Here is a 15991-nt window from a genome sequence, read left to right on the forward strand (position 1 = left end):
CGGTTCAAAATGTTATCCGGTATTAGCCCCGGTTTCCCGGAGTTATCCCAGTCTTATGGGCAGGTTACCCACGTGTTACTCACCCGTCCGCCGCTAACTTCTTGAGAGCAAGCTCTCAATCCATTCGCTCGACTTGCATGTATTAGGCACGCCGCCAGCGTTCATCCTGAGCCAGGATCAAACTCTCCAATAAAGTTAGTTTGTCTAGCATCTAAAAATAAAAATTGACGTTTCACGTTGTTTGTTTCGTTCAGTTTTCAAAGAACTACTTGGTCGCTCATTTGCGACTTCCTTATGTTAACATTTCTATTTTGTAATGTCAACTAAGTTTTTCATTTCGTTTGCCGCTTTCGACGTTGTTGTCATCAGTGACTCGTATAATACTACACCTCTAAACTCTAATCGTCAATATGTTTTTCTAAAAAAATATAAAAAGACTTATTTCTTTTTAAAATAAGTCTTTTTATCATGTAACATGCTATCGTTTATTATTTTTCTATAATAGGTAAAGAGACGATAAATCGAATAATGCCCTCCTCATATTCAGCTCGAATACTACCACCTTGTAACTCAACAATACTTTTCGCAATCGCAAGCCCAAGTCCAGAACCTTCTGTTACTCTACTTCGAGATTGATCCTTCTTATAGAAACGTTCAAACAAATTCGCTAACTCTTCTCTCGTAAACTCTTCACTATGATTCGCAATTACAATTTGTATATCCCTGCGCTGCCTTTGAAGAGAAACTTTTATCTCCCCATCATCTTTACTATACTTAATCGCATTCATTAGTAAATTATCAAATACACGAACCATCTTTTCCGAATCAATCGATGCATAAGCACGTTCCTCAGGAAACTTCTTAACAAACGTAAGTCCATGCTCTTCCGCCTGCGGTACTAATTCTTCTATTAATTGCTCGAGTAACTCATTCATACAAACTTCTTGTTTTTCTAATACAACTTGTTCATTTGTTAACTTCGTATACTCAAATAAATCTTCTATTAAATTCTTTAGCTGCTCCGACTTTGCAAAAGCAATTCTCGTATACTCATCATGTTGTTCTTGATTTTCATATTTAGAATCTCGAAGTAATCGTAAGTAACCCATAATAGAAGTAAGCGGTGTACGTAAATCATGAGATACATTCGTAATAAGCTCATTTTTCTGCTTTTCTAATTTACGCTCTTTTTCTATATTATTCATAAGCTCTTCCGCCATATTATTAATATTCTCAGTTAAAGACGCAATCTCATCTTCACCTTTCTTCTCAATGCGGTACGCTAAGTTTCCTTTTTCTATTTCCTTTACACCTTCTGCCATTGCTTCAATCTGCTTCATCTTTCTCTTTGTTATATAGAAGAAAGAGAAAATGAATACAAGGACACCAATTAAAAATGGGAATGGTCCTTCTACTTTATAATACACTACCTCGCCTTGAGGAATCCCGCTTACAAACATATATAAGTTCTTACCTTCAATTGTAATAGGCGAGAATGTAATAAACTCTTTTCTTGATCTTTCAATATCATTATTATTTGAATAATTGATAGCAAATGAAGTCGCATTACGAATTGTATTATGCAAATTAATTTGTTCTTCTTGCGCTTGCTTCGTCTTATACAAAACTTTACCATTTTCGTCAGTAACTAATATTTTAAAGGCATCATGCCCTTGCTCTAAATTCTCATTTTCTAGTTCTATCATATTTTGTACAGCATCTAATTTATTTTCAGCAACCATCATTTCCGCTGTACTTTGAGCTTTACGATTAATTTGCTCCATACCATCTCTGTAATTAATCTCGGCATGCTGGCTAGCATCTTCAAAAATAGGTGCTACTATCTTCGTTGATACAAAGAGACCTAATAACGCACAAGCAGTAAACGCCGTAATAAGTTGAATCCTTATACTCCGTTTCACGCTCTTTATTATCTTTCCAATTAATTCTCGAATTTTCCGAACATAAGTAAACGGATTAAATATCTTTTTCAATCTTATACCCCACTCCCCATACTGTTTTTATATATCTAGGCTTCCTTGGATTCTCCTCAATCTTTTCACGTACTTTTCGAATATGCACCATTACAGTATTATCAGACTGGAAAGATCGTTCGTTCCACACCTTTTCATAAATTTGCTCCGCACTAAACACCATACCTGGATTTCTAGCTAGCAATTCTAAAATTGAAAATTCCCTTGGGGTTAGTTTCACTTCTTCTCCCTCTACAATAACTTTATGGGTCGAGATATTTATTTTCATCTCTCCAATTTCTAGCTCGTCCTCATTTTGAATAGCAAAACCATTCATTTTCATATAACGGCGTAACTGAGATTTAATTCGTGCAATTAACTCTAATGGATTAAAGGGCTTCGTTACGTAATCATCTGCTCCTGTTGTTAATCCTAAAATCTTATCCATATCTTGCGTTTTCGCAGAAAGCATAATGATAGGCATCTCTTTCGATTCTCTTACTTTCATACACATATGAATACCATCTACTTTCGGCATCATAATATCTAATACGACTAGATGCACTTCATTTTCTTCCAGTAAACGTAGCCCTTCTTCTCCGTCCCCTGCTTGTAATACTTTATATCCTTCATTCTTTAAATAGATTGTAATTAAATTCCGAATTTCTTTTTCATCATCTACGACAAGTATTGTTTCGTGTGCCACAATATCTCCCCCATTACTTTTTTAATCCCTAACTTCTATTATAGGAAAACTTCTGAAGAAAAACGCTCGGAAATCCTTAAGTTTTTCTGAAGACGCAAAAAAGGTCTAGACTCCCCTTAAGTCTAGACCTTTGAAAAAACCCCTTTTATTTACGAACGTAGATGAAATATAGTACGAATAAAACTCCCATAACATACATAATCGGATGAACCTCTTTACGACGACCACTCACAACCATTGTAATTGGATAGAAGATAAATCCAATCGCAATCCCAGTTGCGATACTATACGTAAGTGGCATAGAGATAATTGTAAAGAATGCTGGCACTGCAATCTCGAATTTCTTCCAATCAATTTCCCCTAAAGAAGAAACCATCAAGATTCCTACAATAATTAAAGCTGGTGCCGTTACAGCTGGCGTTACAACACTTAGTAATGGCGAGAAGAATAGTGCCAGTAAGAAGAATCCTGCTGTTACAACTGCTGTAAATCCAGAACGTCCTCCCGCTGCTACCCCTGCAGACGATTCAATGTAAGACGTTGTTGTTGATGTACCCAAGATCGCACCAATTACAGTCGCAATCGCATCCGCAAATAATGCTTTTCCTGCACGTGGTAATTTATTGTTCTTCATTAATCCAGCTTGATTCGCAACCGCTACAAGCGTACCTGCTGTATCAAAGAAATCGATAAAGAAAAACGTTATAATAACAATCCCCATTTGAACTGTAAAAATATCTCCGAAGTGCGTTAACGCAGCACCGAACGTTGGTTCTAGACTCGGTATTGCTCCCACTACAGCTTTCGGAGTATCAATTAATCCTGTTGCCACTCCTAAGATCGCTGTAAGAATCATACCGTAAAATACAGCACCATTAACTTTCTTAATCATGAAGATGATTGTCGTAACAACCCCGAAGATTGCTAGTAACGTTGTGCCCTTTGTTAAGTCCCCCAACCCAACAAGAACAGCATCATTTTTCACGATAATTCCAGCATTTTGGAATCCAAGGAATGCAATGAACAATCCGATACCTGCTGCTACTGCAAACTTTAACTCCGATGGAATTGCATTAATGATTTTTTCACGAATACCTGAAGCAGTAAGAATAATAAAGATAATACCTGACATTAATGTTCCGGCAATGGCCGTTTGCCACGGAATACCCATCGTTAACACTGCTGTATAAGCAAAGAACGCGTTAATTCCCATACCTGGCGCTAAAGCAATTGGATACTTCGCGAAAATACCCATAATTAACGAACCGATTGCTGCCGCTAATGCCGTAGCAACGAATACTGCACCTGGATCCATCCCTGTACCTGCTGGTAACCCTTTAACATTTCCAAGCGACAGCGTAGCAGGATTGACAAACAGTACGTAAGCCATAGATAGAAATGTTGTTAACCCCGCTATGAACTCAGTCTTATAATTCGTACCGAGCTCATCAAATTGAAAATAGCGTTTCATCCTACGTTTCCCCCGTTATATGATTACTCGCCGTAATCTCCCTAGCCCTCTTTTATCTATTAAAAATAAAAAAGGCTTCCATTGCATATACATGGAAGCGTTCTATGAATAAAGACAAGTTTCCCCTCATCTTTATCTAAACGCCTCGTAGTCAAGCCATTTACGGTAGCTAGGTAGAAACTTTCGGGCCATATCCCCGATATTATACGACGGCATAATATTCACTTTTCGTTTGAATTACATACTCATATTAACTCTTGAATGTATTTTTGTCAATTTAAAAGCGAACATTTTTATATTTTTTTATATTTTCGTTCGTATTAACAACGAAAACAAAAAGATCCATCTATTCATGAATGATAGATGGATCTTTTTTATTACAATACTATTCCCACTCAATAGTTGCTGGTGGCTTACTCGTTACATCATACACGATACGGTTAACGTGTTTTACTTCGTTTACGATACGAACAGAGATTTTCTCTAGTACGTCCCAAGGGATACGTGCCCAGTCAGCTGTCATACCGTCAATAGATGTTACTGCACGGATACCTACTGTGTAATCGTAAGTACGCTCGTCACCCATAACACCTACGCTACGCATACCAGGAAGTGCAGTGAAGTATTGCCAAATTTCACGGTCTAATCCCGCTTTAATAATTTCTTCACGTAAAATCGCATCAGATTCACGAACGATTTCTAATTTCTCTTCTGTGATTTCACCTAATACACGAATACCAAGACCAGGACCTGGGAATGGTTGACGCCATACGATTTCATCAGGAATTCCTAGTTCAGATCCTAATACACGTACTTCATCTTTAAATAACGTATTTAAAGGCTCAATTAATTTGAACTGCATGTCTTCTGGAAGTCCACCCACGTTATGATGAGATTTAATTGTTTGTGCAGTTGCTGTACCACTTTCAACGATATCTGTGTAAAGTGTACCTTGTGCTAAGAAGTCCATACCTTGTAATTTAGATGCTTCATCATCAAATACGTAAATGAATTCGTTACCGATGATTTTACGTTTTTGTTCTGGATCTTCTACACCTTTTAACTTATTCATGAAGCGTTCTTGTGCATCCACTTTAATAACGTTCATATGGAAGCCTTCGCTAAATGTTTTCATAACGCCTTCTGCTTCACCTTTACGAAGTAAACCGTGGTCAACGAAAATACATGTTAACTGATCGCCGATTGCTTTATGAATTAATACTGCTACAACAGAAGAGTCTACGCCGCCACTAAGTGCACATAGTACTTTTTTGTCTCCAACAGTTTCACGAATCTTTTCTAATTCTACTTCGATAAAGTTCTCCATGTTCCATCCTTCAGAACAACCACATACGCCGAATACGAAGTTTTTAATTAAATCGTTACCGTGCTCAGAGTGACGTACTTCTGGGTGGAATTGTACACCGTATAAGTTTTTCGCTTCATTGCTCATACCAGCAATTGGGCAAGACTCACTTGTTGCGTCTACTACGAATCCTTCAGGTAAACCAGTTACTAAGTCGCCATGGCTCATCCATACAACTTGCTCTTCTGGAAGGTTCGCATATAATTTTGATTCGTTCTCTACTTTAAGAACAGCTTTTCCGTACTCACGGTGGTTGGCACGCTCTACTTTACCACCGAAGTGTTGTGTCATAAGCTGCATACCGTAACAGATACCGAAGATCGGTAAACCTAGTTCGAAGATTTTTTCATCACAATGTAATGCACCTTCACCGTATACGCTATTTGGTCCACCAGAGAAAATAATCCCTTTTGGATTCATTGCTTTAATTTCTTCTGCAGTAATTGTATGTGGATGAAGTTCACTGTATACACCGAACTCACGAATTCGACGTGCTATTAACTGATTGTATTGACTTCCAAAATCTAAAACGATAATTGTATCGTGTTGCTTCTTCAAAATAATCACCCCAACGTTAGTTCTCGTATATAAATATTTTCACCAATTTGGCGAAAAGCATTACTAATATAATAAAAAAAGCCAGTCCTCCGCCTCTAGTCTCATAACAAAGAAAAGGCAGGGGTCTGACTTTATAAAGAAAGATAGTCTCCGCTCTTTATAAATATAAGACACACTGCCTTCATAGTCAGGTTGTTTACGGTAACCCGGTAGAGACTCTCAAACCATATCATTGAGGATATATGAAGGATCGTTTTATATTATCTTCCTAGATTCTAACAATGAAGTATCTATATGGTCAAGAGAGAAAGCGACAAAATTCTACAGAAATTCATTTCCTTTTCTAAAAAACATAAAAAAACATCCATTTCTATATAGAAATGGATGTTTTTTAGGGCAAACGGAATTACATCATTCCGCCCATACCGCCCATGCCCATGCCGCCCATGTCAGGCATTGCTGGTGCATTTGGTTCTGGCTTGTCAGCTACTACAGCTTCAGTTGTTAAGAACATAGCTGCAACAGATGCTGCGTTTTGAAGTGCAGAACGAGTTACTTTAGCTGGATCTACGATACCAGACTCAAGCATGTTAACCCATTCGCCAGTAGCTGCGTTGAAACCAACGCCTACTTTTTCGCCTTTTAGACGCTCTACAACTACAGATCCTTCTAGACCAGCGTTGATTGCGATTTGACGAACTGGCTCTTCTAGTGCACGAAGTACGATGTTGATACCTGTTGCTTCGTCGCCTTCAGCTACGATAGAAGCTACTTTCGTGTATACGTTCATAAGTGAAGTACCACCACCTGCAACGATACCTTCTTCTACTGCTGCACGAGTTGAGTTAAGTGCATCTTCAATGCGAAGTTTGCGCTCTTTTAACTCAGTTTCAGTTGCTGCACCGACTTTAATTACTGCTACGCCACCTGCTAGTTTAGCAAGTCGCTCTTGTAATTTTTCACGATCGAATTCAGAAGTTGTTTCTTCTAATTGCGCACGAATTTGACCGATGCGAGCTGCGATTTGCTCTGTATTTCCAATACCTTCAACTACAGTTGTGTTTTCTTTTGTAACAACAACTTTACCAGCGCGTCCTAAAGATTCAACTGTAGCAGATTTTAAGTCACGACCTAATTCTTCAGTGATTACTTCGCCACCAGTTAAGATTGCGATATCTTCTAGCATTGCTTTACGACGGTCACCAAATCCAGGAGCTTTAACAGCTACTACATTGAATGTACCACGAAGTTTGTTCACTACTAATGTAGCTAAAGCTTCGCCTTCTACATCTTCAGCAATGATAAGAAGTGGTTTACCTTGTTGTACCACTTGCTCTAATACCGGTAAGATTTCTTGAATGTTAGAAATCTTTTTGTCAGTAATTAAGATATATGGGTTATCAAGAACTGCTTCCATTTTATCAGAATCAGTAATCATGTAAGGAGATGCATATCCACGATCAAATTGCATACCTTCTACTACGTCTAATTCTGTTGTGAATCCTTTAGACTCTTCTAAAGTAATAACGCCGTCGTTACCAACGCGCTCCATTGCTTCAGCGATTAATTGACCTACTTCTTCGTCAGCTGCAGAAATAGCAGCTACTTGTGCGATAGAAGATTTGCCTTCGATTGGTTTAGAAATCGTTTTTAATTCTTCAATTGCAGCAGTAACAGCTTTTTCGATACCTTTACGAAGACCCATTGGGTTAGCACCAGCTGTTACGTTTTTAAGACCTTCACGAATCATAGCTTGCGCTAATACAGTTGCAGTTGTTGTTCCGTCACCAGCTACATCATTTGTTTTGCTAGCAACTTCTGCTACTAATTTCGCACCCATGTTTTCGAATGCATCTTCTAATTCGATTTCTTTTGCGATTGTTACACCATCATTTGTAATAAGTGGTGAACCAAATTTTTTCTCAAGTACAACGTTACGACCTTTTGGTCCAAGCGTTACTTTTACTGCGTTTGCAAGAGTGTCGACACCGCGAAGCATCGAACGACGTGCTTCTTCACTAAATTTAATATCTTTTGCCATAATAATTGACCCCCTTGGATTTTTTAAGATTTATATAATTAACCGATAACTGCTAAAATGTCACTTTCACGTAAAATCAAGTAGTCTGTACCTTCATATTTCACTTCAGTACCTGCATATTTTGAGAAGATGATAAGATCACCTGCTGCTACCTCTAAAGCAACACGCTCACCATTCTCAAGCACTCGACCAGTACCTACTGCAACAACTTTACCCTCTTGTGGTTTTTCTTTTGCAGTATCTGGTAATACGATACCACTTGCTGTTTTTTCTTCTGCTTGAACAAGCTCAATTACAACGCGATCACCTAATGGCTTTAGCATAAACAATAACCTCCTCATTTTGTTATGTAAATTTCTTTTATTAGCACTCAAGTCATCCGAGTGCTAACACACTTATAATAATAAATAATCTCAATTTCTTTTGCAAGTAAAAAAATCATAATTTTTTCGCAAATCACTATATAAACTTTCTATATAGAATACTGCCTTTACTATATGAATCGTTGTTTCCACTGCTCGTATGTTACAATATGAAAGGACACCCTAAGTTGTTTTCGCTACACACACAACTTTCTCCTGTCTTCTATTATAATTTCAAATAAGGATTTACGAAAAAAACATAATTCAAGTGAGGTTTATATCGTAGGTAGCATATTTACATGTTATCCTAACTTATCTCATACACTATAGTTAGAAAGGATGGTTAAACCATTTGAAGAAACAATACTGGTGGATTATCGTTACATACATTTTAATGCAGTTATCTGGCGTTGTTGGATTGCCACTTCTCCTAAAAACAGGACTCTATGATAATAGAGGATTTACCATGGAGGAAAAAGGACAAATCATAACGGGACACTGGGCAATTATTAGCTTCTTTGTTGCATTATGTATCGTACTTTGGTTACTTAGAACAGACATTCGTGACAGGCATTTAGATGCAATGCGCTCTTCTGTTCCAGCTACTATTGGATGGATTTTCATCGGCTTCTTCTTGGCTTTCTTTTCACAAATAGTTGCCGGTATGATCGAGATGCAGCTGCTAGGAATTAAACAAGGTTCAGAAAATACAATGAAACTGATGGAAATTGCAAGAACGACACCTTGGTTCCTTATTGTCGTATCTATAATCGGACCTATCTTGGAAGAAATCGTATTTAGAAAAATTTTATTTGGTACACTTTATAAGAAGTTTAACTTCTTTATTGCAGCTATCATTAGTTCGCTTGTATTCGCAGCAATTCATTTTGATTTTACTCATTTATTGGTATACACTGCTATGGGGCTCGTATTCGCCTTCTTATATGTGAAGACGAAGCGTATTATCGTTCCGATTGCAGCTCATGTTGCGATGAATACATTAGTCGCTATTGGGCAAATTTTTATGAGCAATGAGCAAATTCAAGAAATGATTAAAGAAGCTGAAAAAATGCAAGGCTTTATCGGAGGATTTTTTGTATGAGAAACTCACCATTGTTCATGGCTGCACTATACTTCCTTCTTGGATGTATCTTTACACGCTTCGCCATTACGAACGTGACAGATACAATCTGGAATGTGTGGACAATACTATTTGCAGTTATGGCAACAATTGATTTTAATTTGGCACTTCGCCTTATATTAGTTAAATTCACAAAGAAGAAACAATAATAAAACGCAGAGGTCGCTTCCTCTGCGTTTTATTGTGGATAGTTTTTCAAAAAGTAAACTAATGTTTGTAACTCTACAGCTAAATCAATATGATGAATTCTAATATTCTCTGATACGTTTAATCGTGCTGGTGTGAAATTCAAAATACCATGCACGCTCGTTTCAGCTAATCTATCTGCTACAGCTTGTGCTACTGTAGCCGGTACTGTTAATATTGCCACTTGTATATCATTTGATAATCTCTCTTCTAATTCATCTAAATGGTATACAGGAATGCCCCCGATTTCTGTTCCAACTTTCTCTTCACTAACATCAAATGCCATTTCAATTTTTGTATTATTGTTTTTCGTGAAATTATAATGTAAGAAAGCGGTCCCTAAATTACCTACTCCAATAAGTGCTACACGCGTTATATCATCTTGATCAAGTGTTTCGCGGAAAAATGATAATAAATAATTTACGTTATATCCATATCCCTTTTTCCCTAACGCTCCAAAATACGAAAAATCTCTTCGTATTGTTGCGGAATCTACTTTTACCGCTTCACTCAATTCGGCCGATGAAACACGCTGCTTACCAGAAAGAGATAAGTTTTGGATAAATCGATAGTATAGAGGCAATCTTTTAGCAGTGGCTTGTGGAATCTTTTGCTGATCCATATGACCTCTCCTCTCTTCCTATCTTTATTCATATACTTTAATCAAATACAGAAGTTTAGCACTCATTAAATTCCTTGTATAATAAAGAGAAGAAGTATTCTCTCTTATTTTAAACTATACACTATTTTTAGTATGATTGAGAAATATAAACATGGCAAAGTTAAGAAATTATTTGAGGTGAAAACATTGATTTTATTACAAGTAAATGGACTTTCGAAATTATACGGTGCAGAAACAATTCTTGCAAACATAAAATTGGAAGTACAAACAAAAGATCGTATCGCATTAGTCGGAAGGAATGGAGCTGGAAAATCTACATTATTAAAAATTATCGCTGGTGAGTTATCACATGATGGTGGCGAAATTATAAAACCGAAAGATGTCTCAATCGGGTATTTAGCTCAAAATACCGGCCTAGAAACGTCTTTAACAATTTGGGATGAAATGCTAACCGTCTTTACCCACTTACAGCAAATGGAGACAAAACTTCGAAGGCTTGAGCAAGAAATGGGAAAAGAAGAAAACTTTTCAAACGAAGCTATATATGAAAGATTGTTAGCTGATTATGACCAATTGCAACTCAATTATAAAGATCAAGGTGGATATCAATATGAAGCGGATATTCGCTCCATTTTAAGCGGCCTTGGCTTCCCAGTTGAAACGCACCAGACGACGATTTCTACTTTAAGCGGTGGGCAAAAAACAAGATTAGCTCTCGGAAAATTATTATTAACAAAACCAGACTTACTTATTTTGGACGAGCCTACAAACCATTTAGACATCGAAACATTAACATGGCTTGAGCAATATTTACAAGGTTATCCTGGCGCAATATTAATCGTTTCACATGACCGTTATTTCTTAGACAAACTTGTTACACAAGTATATGAAATTTCGAATAAAGAAAGCAGACGATTTGTTGGTAACTACAGTAAATATTTAGACTTAAAATCAGCATTATATGAGCAAGAAATGAAACGTTACGAAAAACAACAAGATGAAATCGCAAAACTTGAGGACTTCGTTCAAAAGAATATAGCTCGCGCCTCTACAACGAAACGTGCTCAAAGTCGCCGTAAACAACTAGACAGAATGGAATTATTAACGAGACCATTAGGGGATTCTAAGTCAGCATCATTCCACTTCGATATTGAAAAGCAAAGTGGAAATGATGTTTTACAAGTAAAGGATGCAACCATTGGCTATGATGAGGACCCTATAATTGAAAACGTAACTATGCGCTTAACTCGCGGAGATAGTGTTGCTTTAGTTGGTCCAAACGGAATTGGGAAATCCACATTATTAAAATCTATTGTGAATAAGTTACCACTATTAAATGGTGATGTTTCTTTCGGATCAAATGTATCTGTTGGTTATTATGATCAAGAACAAGCAAACTTAACATCTTCTAAACGGGTTTTAAATGAACTATGGGATGAATATCCACTGCAACCTGAAAAAGAAATCCGTACTATACTCGGGAACTTTTTATTTACAGGAGATGATGTACTGAAACCAGTATCTTCCCTTAGTGGTGGACAAAAAGCTCGATTAGCTCTTGCGAAGCTTATGATGCAAAAGTCAAATTTATTAATTCTGGATGAGCCTACGAACCACCTTGATTTAAATAGCAAAGAGATTTTAGAGAATGCTTTAATTGATTATCCAGGGACTCTTCTATTTGTCTCACATGACCGCTACTTCATTAACCGTGTAACAACGACTGTGATTGAGTTATCAACAGAAGGTGCACAGGAATATTTAGGGGATTACGATTACTATGTGGAGAAGAAAAATGAAATGATTGAACGCGCAGCATTTGAACAACTTGAACAGCAAGAAAATCAGGCACCTGTTCAAAAAACTGTAGCTCAAGAAAAATTAAATTATCTCGAAGAAAAAGAGCGTAAACAATTAGAACGTCAACGCACTCGAAAAATTGAAGAACTAGAACAAAACATCGTAAACTTAGAAGAAGAAATTGCTACGTTAGAAGATCAACTTTGCTTACCAGAAATATATGCAGATTATGAAAAAGCGAGTGAAATTACAACTAAAAAACAAACGCTACAAGTACAACTTGAAACTTGTATGGCAGAGTGGGAAGAGCTGCATGTATAAGAGTATTTAAATAAGGAAGATGTCTCATCAGTCATGATTTTTGACTATGTGACATCTTTTTTCTTTAAGTACATAAATAATTTTTTGAATATATCAATGGTAACTCGGAATATATCAACCAATTTTCAAATACATCTATCGTAACCCTATATATATAAACGATTCGACACGAAATATCGATTTACCGACAAGGATTGACAATATCAGCACCCTCTATAATAGAAGGATATTTCAAAATGTTTTTCAGGGATATCTTCTTACTTTTTATTTCCCGAAAAACAATATATTCAAAGCTCAGACTTCATCTAGTTTATCCACAAACTTATACACATATCCACCTTTATAAAATAGCTATCAAAACAACTTTTCCACATTATCCACAACTATCAAAAAAGATATCAACACTTTATATACACAACAAAACCCACATTATCAACAGATAATATGGGTTTTATCCACAAGCTGTGGTTAATTATGTGCATAACTATGCTTCAATATCTAATCCTGGATTCGCATTTAAGGCTAATGTTGCACGCTTGCCTTGTTCATACGCAATTGTCCCTGCCGCTGCAATCATTGCTGCATTATCTGTGCATAAAGATAGCGGTGGAATAATTAGTTCAATGTTTTCTTTTTGTGCAAATTCTTCTTCTAATCGCGCACGAAGTCCTTTATTAGCAGCTACTCCACCAGCAAGAAGTAATTGCTTTACATTATAAGCCTCTGCTGCACGAGCTGCTTTCGTTACAAGTACATCTATTACACTTTCTTGGAAACTTGCCGCTAAATCTTCTGGTTTAATTTCTATACCACGTTGTTTCGCGTTATGCACAGTGTTGATAACTGCTGATTTCAATCCACTAAAGCTAAAATCATATGAATTCGGTTCTAGCCATGCACGAGGCAAATCAATTGTTGGTTCTCCTTCATGTGCAAGACGATCAATATGAGGACCACCTGGATATGGCATAGATAACGTACGAGCTACTTTATCATATGCTTCTCCAGCTGCATCATCTCGCGTTTCACCAATTACTTCAAATGAACCATGTTCTTTCATATAAACAAGTTCTGTATGCCCACCAGATACAACAAGTGATAATAGCGGGAATTGAACTTCTTTTACTAAACGGTTCGCATAAATATGGCCAGCAATATGATGAACACCGACTAACGGAATATCATGTGCAAAAGCTACTGCCTTCGCTGCATTTACCCCAATTAAAAGTGCTCCTACTAAACCAGGCCCTTCTGTTACAGCAATTGCATCAATATCATCAAATGTGATATTTGCTTCTTTTAAAGCTTCTTCTAACACAACTGTAATTTCTTCTACATGATGACGGGATGCAATCTCTGGTACAACCCCGCCAAAACGTTTATGACTTTCGATTTGTGATGCAACGACATTCGCAATAATTTCCGTTCCATTTTTAACAACCGCCACCGCTGTTTCATCACAGCTTGTTTCAATCCCAAGTATAATCGTATTTTTTTCCATTATATATTCACCCACATTACAAGACCATCTTCCTGATTGTCTGCATAGTATCGTTTACGAATTCCACCATTTTGAAATCCATATTTTTTGTACAACTGCTTTGCTACTTCATTTGATACACGTACTTCAAGCGTCATTGTTTTTACCCCTAGTTCTTTCGCTTCTGAAATAACTGCTTTCAATAAGGCATCTCCTAATTTTTGACCTCGGTATTCTGGCAAAATAGCTATATTTGTTATATGTGATTCATCAATAATTATCCACAATCCACAATATCCGATTACACGACCATCTTTTTCTAACACAATATAATGTGCATGTTCATTCATCGTTAATTCACGGTGAAAGGCATCTGCAGTCCAAGGAGTTGAAAAAGACACTTCTTCAATAGCTACAATTTGAGCAATATCATCAAGTTCCATCTTTCTAAATATCATATCCATCTTCTGCAAGGCCCCTACTTGTTTTGACTTTCTAACCACTTTGTTTCAGCTTCAGCTAAACGAAGATAGCTCGGAACAAACGTATGCACATCTTGTTCTTCTTTTTGTAACCCTAAGAATGCTAGCTCACTTGGTCTTGGATTATTTTTAGTAAACGGAGCGAATACAGCTTGATCACCTAAATGTTCTATAATTATTTCTTTATGCAATTTAACATCATTACCGATAAATAAAACAGGCTGTCCTTTATCTTTTAACATTTGCAACCAGTCCACAATAAGAATAATTCGGTCTTCTTCTATTGAAGTTAACTGCTCTCCTTCATATGTATATAATCCAGTATAGATTTGCCCACGTCTTCCATCAAATAAAGGACAAATTAATCCATTAAAGTTAGCACCGTTTGCAGCTACTACCTCTAAACTTGATACACCTACAATTGGTATTTGAAGTGACCAAGCTAATGTTTTTGCCGCTGTCACGCCTATGCGAACACCTGTATATGATCCAGGTCCAGCAGCTACTACGATTTTAGTTAATTCCTTCGGTTTTACACCACATTCTTTTAACAGTTGCTCTACAGCTGGCATAAGACGTACAGAATGGTTTTTCGTCAAATTTGTAATGATTTCCCCAATCACGTTTCCTTCCTCAATAAGGGATACACCCATTACGTAATTTGAAGTATCAATTGCTAGTACTTTCATCTTGTAATAGCTCCTCACATAATCTAATATAGCGATCTCCAATTGGCTCGAGTATAATTTTTCTTGTGTCATCTCCCGCATGGAATAAACTAATTTGTAACTTTTCATTCGGTAAATATGCTTCTATTAAATGAGCCCATTCCACTACCGTAATTCCTTCACCGTAGAAATACTCATCAAAGCCTAAGTCCTCTTCGCTTTCTGCTAAGCGATACACATCCATATGATATAGTGGTAATCTTCCTTTATATTCTTTAATAATATTAAAGGTAGGACTATTTACAACTCTTTTCACTCCAAGACCTTTTGCTAGCCCCTTTGTAAAAGTCGTCTTCCCAGCTCCAAGATCTCCTTCTAAAATAATTACATCTTGTGCCTCTACGAGTTCACCTAGTTTTTCTGATAACCTTTGTGTTTCCGCAGAAGATTTTGTTGTTACTTCATATTTGCTCACAGACTTCACCTACTTTACTCACAATGTTCTCTGCTCTTTATTATACAGGTTTTGAATATATAAAAAAGTCCTTAGGAGTTGTCCTAAGGATAGTTTGACTGTCTTTATTAGTTTTTTGTTAAAACAAATAAAAAAATACGAAACAATTTGTTTCGTTCTTTTCTTTATATAAAATGGCGGTCCCGACCGGGGTCGAACCGGCGATCTCCTGCGTGACAGGCAGGCATGTTAACCACTACACCACGGGACCATTTGGTTGCGGGGACAGGATTTGAACCTGCGACCTTCGGGTTATGAGCCCGACGAGCTACCGTACTGCTCCACCCCGCGATGATATAA

The 15991-nt window shown here is 37.0% G+C and carries 14 protein-coding genes, 2 tRNA genes, 1 rRNA gene and 2 riboswitches; of the genes, 3 read left to right on the forward strand and 14 right to left on the reverse strand.

The window, feature by feature from the left end:
• From ATL10_RS28955 to groES, 7 genes are all read right to left on the reverse strand, one after another.
• Window positions 1-193, reverse strand: a 16S ribosomal RNA gene (locus ATL10_RS28955); the annotation flags it as partial.
• A 295-nt stretch (window positions 194-488) separates the two neighbouring features.
• A complete protein-coding gene (locus ATL10_RS28960; RefSeq protein WP_016513331.1) occupies window positions 489-1994 on the reverse strand; it encodes a HAMP domain-containing sensor histidine kinase in 1506 nt (501 codons plus the stop codon).
• A complete protein-coding gene (locus tag ATL10_RS28965; protein ID WP_000929891.1) occupies window positions 1978-2679 on the reverse strand; it encodes a response regulator transcription factor in 702 nt (233 codons plus the stop codon). The genes ATL10_RS28960 and ATL10_RS28965 overlap by 17 nt, the downstream gene beginning before the upstream one ends.
• A gap of 145 nt (window positions 2680-2824) precedes the next feature.
• Entirely contained in the window at window positions 2825-4150 is a 1326-nt protein-coding gene (locus tag ATL10_RS28970; RefSeq protein ID WP_000833094.1) for an NCS2 family permease, read from the reverse strand.
• Between the two features lie 128 nt (window positions 4151-4278).
• Window positions 4279-4380, reverse strand: a riboswitch (purine riboswitch).
• Window positions 4381-4535: 155 nt separating this feature from the next.
• Entirely contained in the window at window positions 4536-6074 is a 1539-nt protein-coding gene (guaA, locus tag ATL10_RS28975; protein ID WP_000743908.1) for a glutamine-hydrolyzing GMP synthase, read from the reverse strand.
• 164 nt (window positions 6075-6238) lie between these two features.
• A riboswitch (purine riboswitch) is annotated at window positions 6239-6340 on the reverse strand.
• A 140-nt stretch (window positions 6341-6480) separates the two neighbouring features.
• Entirely contained in the window at window positions 6481-8115 is a 1635-nt protein-coding gene (groL, locus tag ATL10_RS28980) for a chaperonin GroEL (protein WP_001029992.1), read from the reverse strand.
• A gap of 38 nt (window positions 8116-8153) precedes the next feature.
• The gene (gene groES, locus ATL10_RS28985) at window positions 8154-8438 is read right to left on the reverse strand and encodes a co-chaperone GroES (protein ID WP_000917311.1); all 285 of its coding nucleotides are present in this window, start codon (window positions 8436-8438) and stop codon (window positions 8154-8156) included.
• Window positions 8439-8829: 391 nt separating this feature from the next.
• Here groES and ATL10_RS28990 point away from each other — a divergent pair, with 391 nt between their 5' ends.
• Together ATL10_RS28990 and ATL10_RS28995 are read left to right on the forward strand one after the other, a co-directional pair.
• Window positions 8830-9579, forward strand: a complete 750-nt coding sequence (locus ATL10_RS28990; protein WP_090978970.1) for a CPBP family intramembrane glutamic endopeptidase — start codon at window positions 8830-8832, stop codon at window positions 9577-9579.
• Window positions 9576-9767 carry a YdiK family protein gene (locus ATL10_RS28995; RefSeq protein WP_001246204.1) on the forward strand — a complete coding sequence of 64 codons (192 nt, stop codon included), beginning with the start codon at window positions 9576-9578 and terminating at the stop codon, window positions 9765-9767. Before ATL10_RS28990 ends, ATL10_RS28995 begins: the two co-directional genes overlap by 4 nt.
• Before the next feature lie 29 nt (window positions 9768-9796).
• Here the strand turns inward: ATL10_RS28995 and ATL10_RS29000 are convergent, their stop codons facing one another.
• A complete protein-coding gene (locus tag ATL10_RS29000; protein WP_000372699.1) occupies window positions 9797-10426 on the reverse strand; it encodes a redox-sensing transcriptional repressor Rex in 630 nt (209 codons plus the stop codon).
• Between the two features lie 186 nt (window positions 10427-10612).
• On the opposite strand from ATL10_RS29000, the gene ATL10_RS29005 reads away from it, so the two are divergent.
• Window positions 10613-12547 (forward strand): ABC-F family ATP-binding cassette domain-containing protein, encoded by a 1935-nt coding sequence (locus tag ATL10_RS29005; protein ID WP_217648222.1) that lies wholly within the window; start codon window positions 10613-10615, stop codon window positions 12545-12547.
• Between the two features lie 484 nt (window positions 12548-13031).
• Here ATL10_RS29005 and tsaD read toward each other — a convergent pair whose 3' ends face one another.
• From tsaD to ATL10_RS29035, 6 genes are all read right to left on the reverse strand, one after another.
• Entirely contained in the window at window positions 13032-14048 is a 1017-nt protein-coding gene (tsaD, locus tag ATL10_RS29010) for a tRNA (adenosine(37)-N6)-threonylcarbamoyltransferase complex transferase subunit TsaD (protein ID WP_000414595.1), read from the reverse strand.
• On the reverse strand, window positions 14048-14491 hold the full coding sequence (gene rimI / locus ATL10_RS29015; RefSeq protein WP_000367207.1) for a ribosomal protein S18-alanine N-acetyltransferase: 444 nt from the start codon (window positions 14489-14491) through the stop codon (window positions 14048-14050). The genes tsaD and rimI overlap by 1 nt, the downstream gene beginning before the upstream one ends.
• Before the next feature lie 14 nt (window positions 14492-14505).
• Window positions 14506-15198, reverse strand: a complete 693-nt coding sequence (tsaB, locus tag ATL10_RS29020; RefSeq protein ID WP_000865770.1) for a tRNA (adenosine(37)-N6)-threonylcarbamoyltransferase complex dimerization subunit type 1 TsaB — start codon at window positions 15196-15198, stop codon at window positions 14506-14508.
• Entirely contained in the window at window positions 15179-15652 is a 474-nt protein-coding gene (gene tsaE, locus ATL10_RS29025; RefSeq protein WP_000049640.1) for a tRNA (adenosine(37)-N6)-threonylcarbamoyltransferase complex ATPase subunit type 1 TsaE, read from the reverse strand. Before tsaE ends, tsaB begins: the two co-directional genes overlap by 20 nt.
• Window positions 15653-15826: 174 nt before the next feature.
• Window positions 15827-15902 (reverse strand) — tRNA-Asp (locus ATL10_RS29030).
• Window positions 15903-15905: 3 nt separating this feature from the next.
• A tRNA-Met gene (locus tag ATL10_RS29035) sits at window positions 15906-15982 on the reverse strand.
• Window positions 15983-15991: the final 9 nt, after the last annotated feature.

The sequence above is a fragment of the Bacillus sp. 196mf genome (genome assembly GCF_003217275.1).
GTDB lineage: Bacteria > Bacillota > Bacilli > Bacillales > Bacillaceae_G > Bacillus_A > Bacillus_A thuringiensis_S.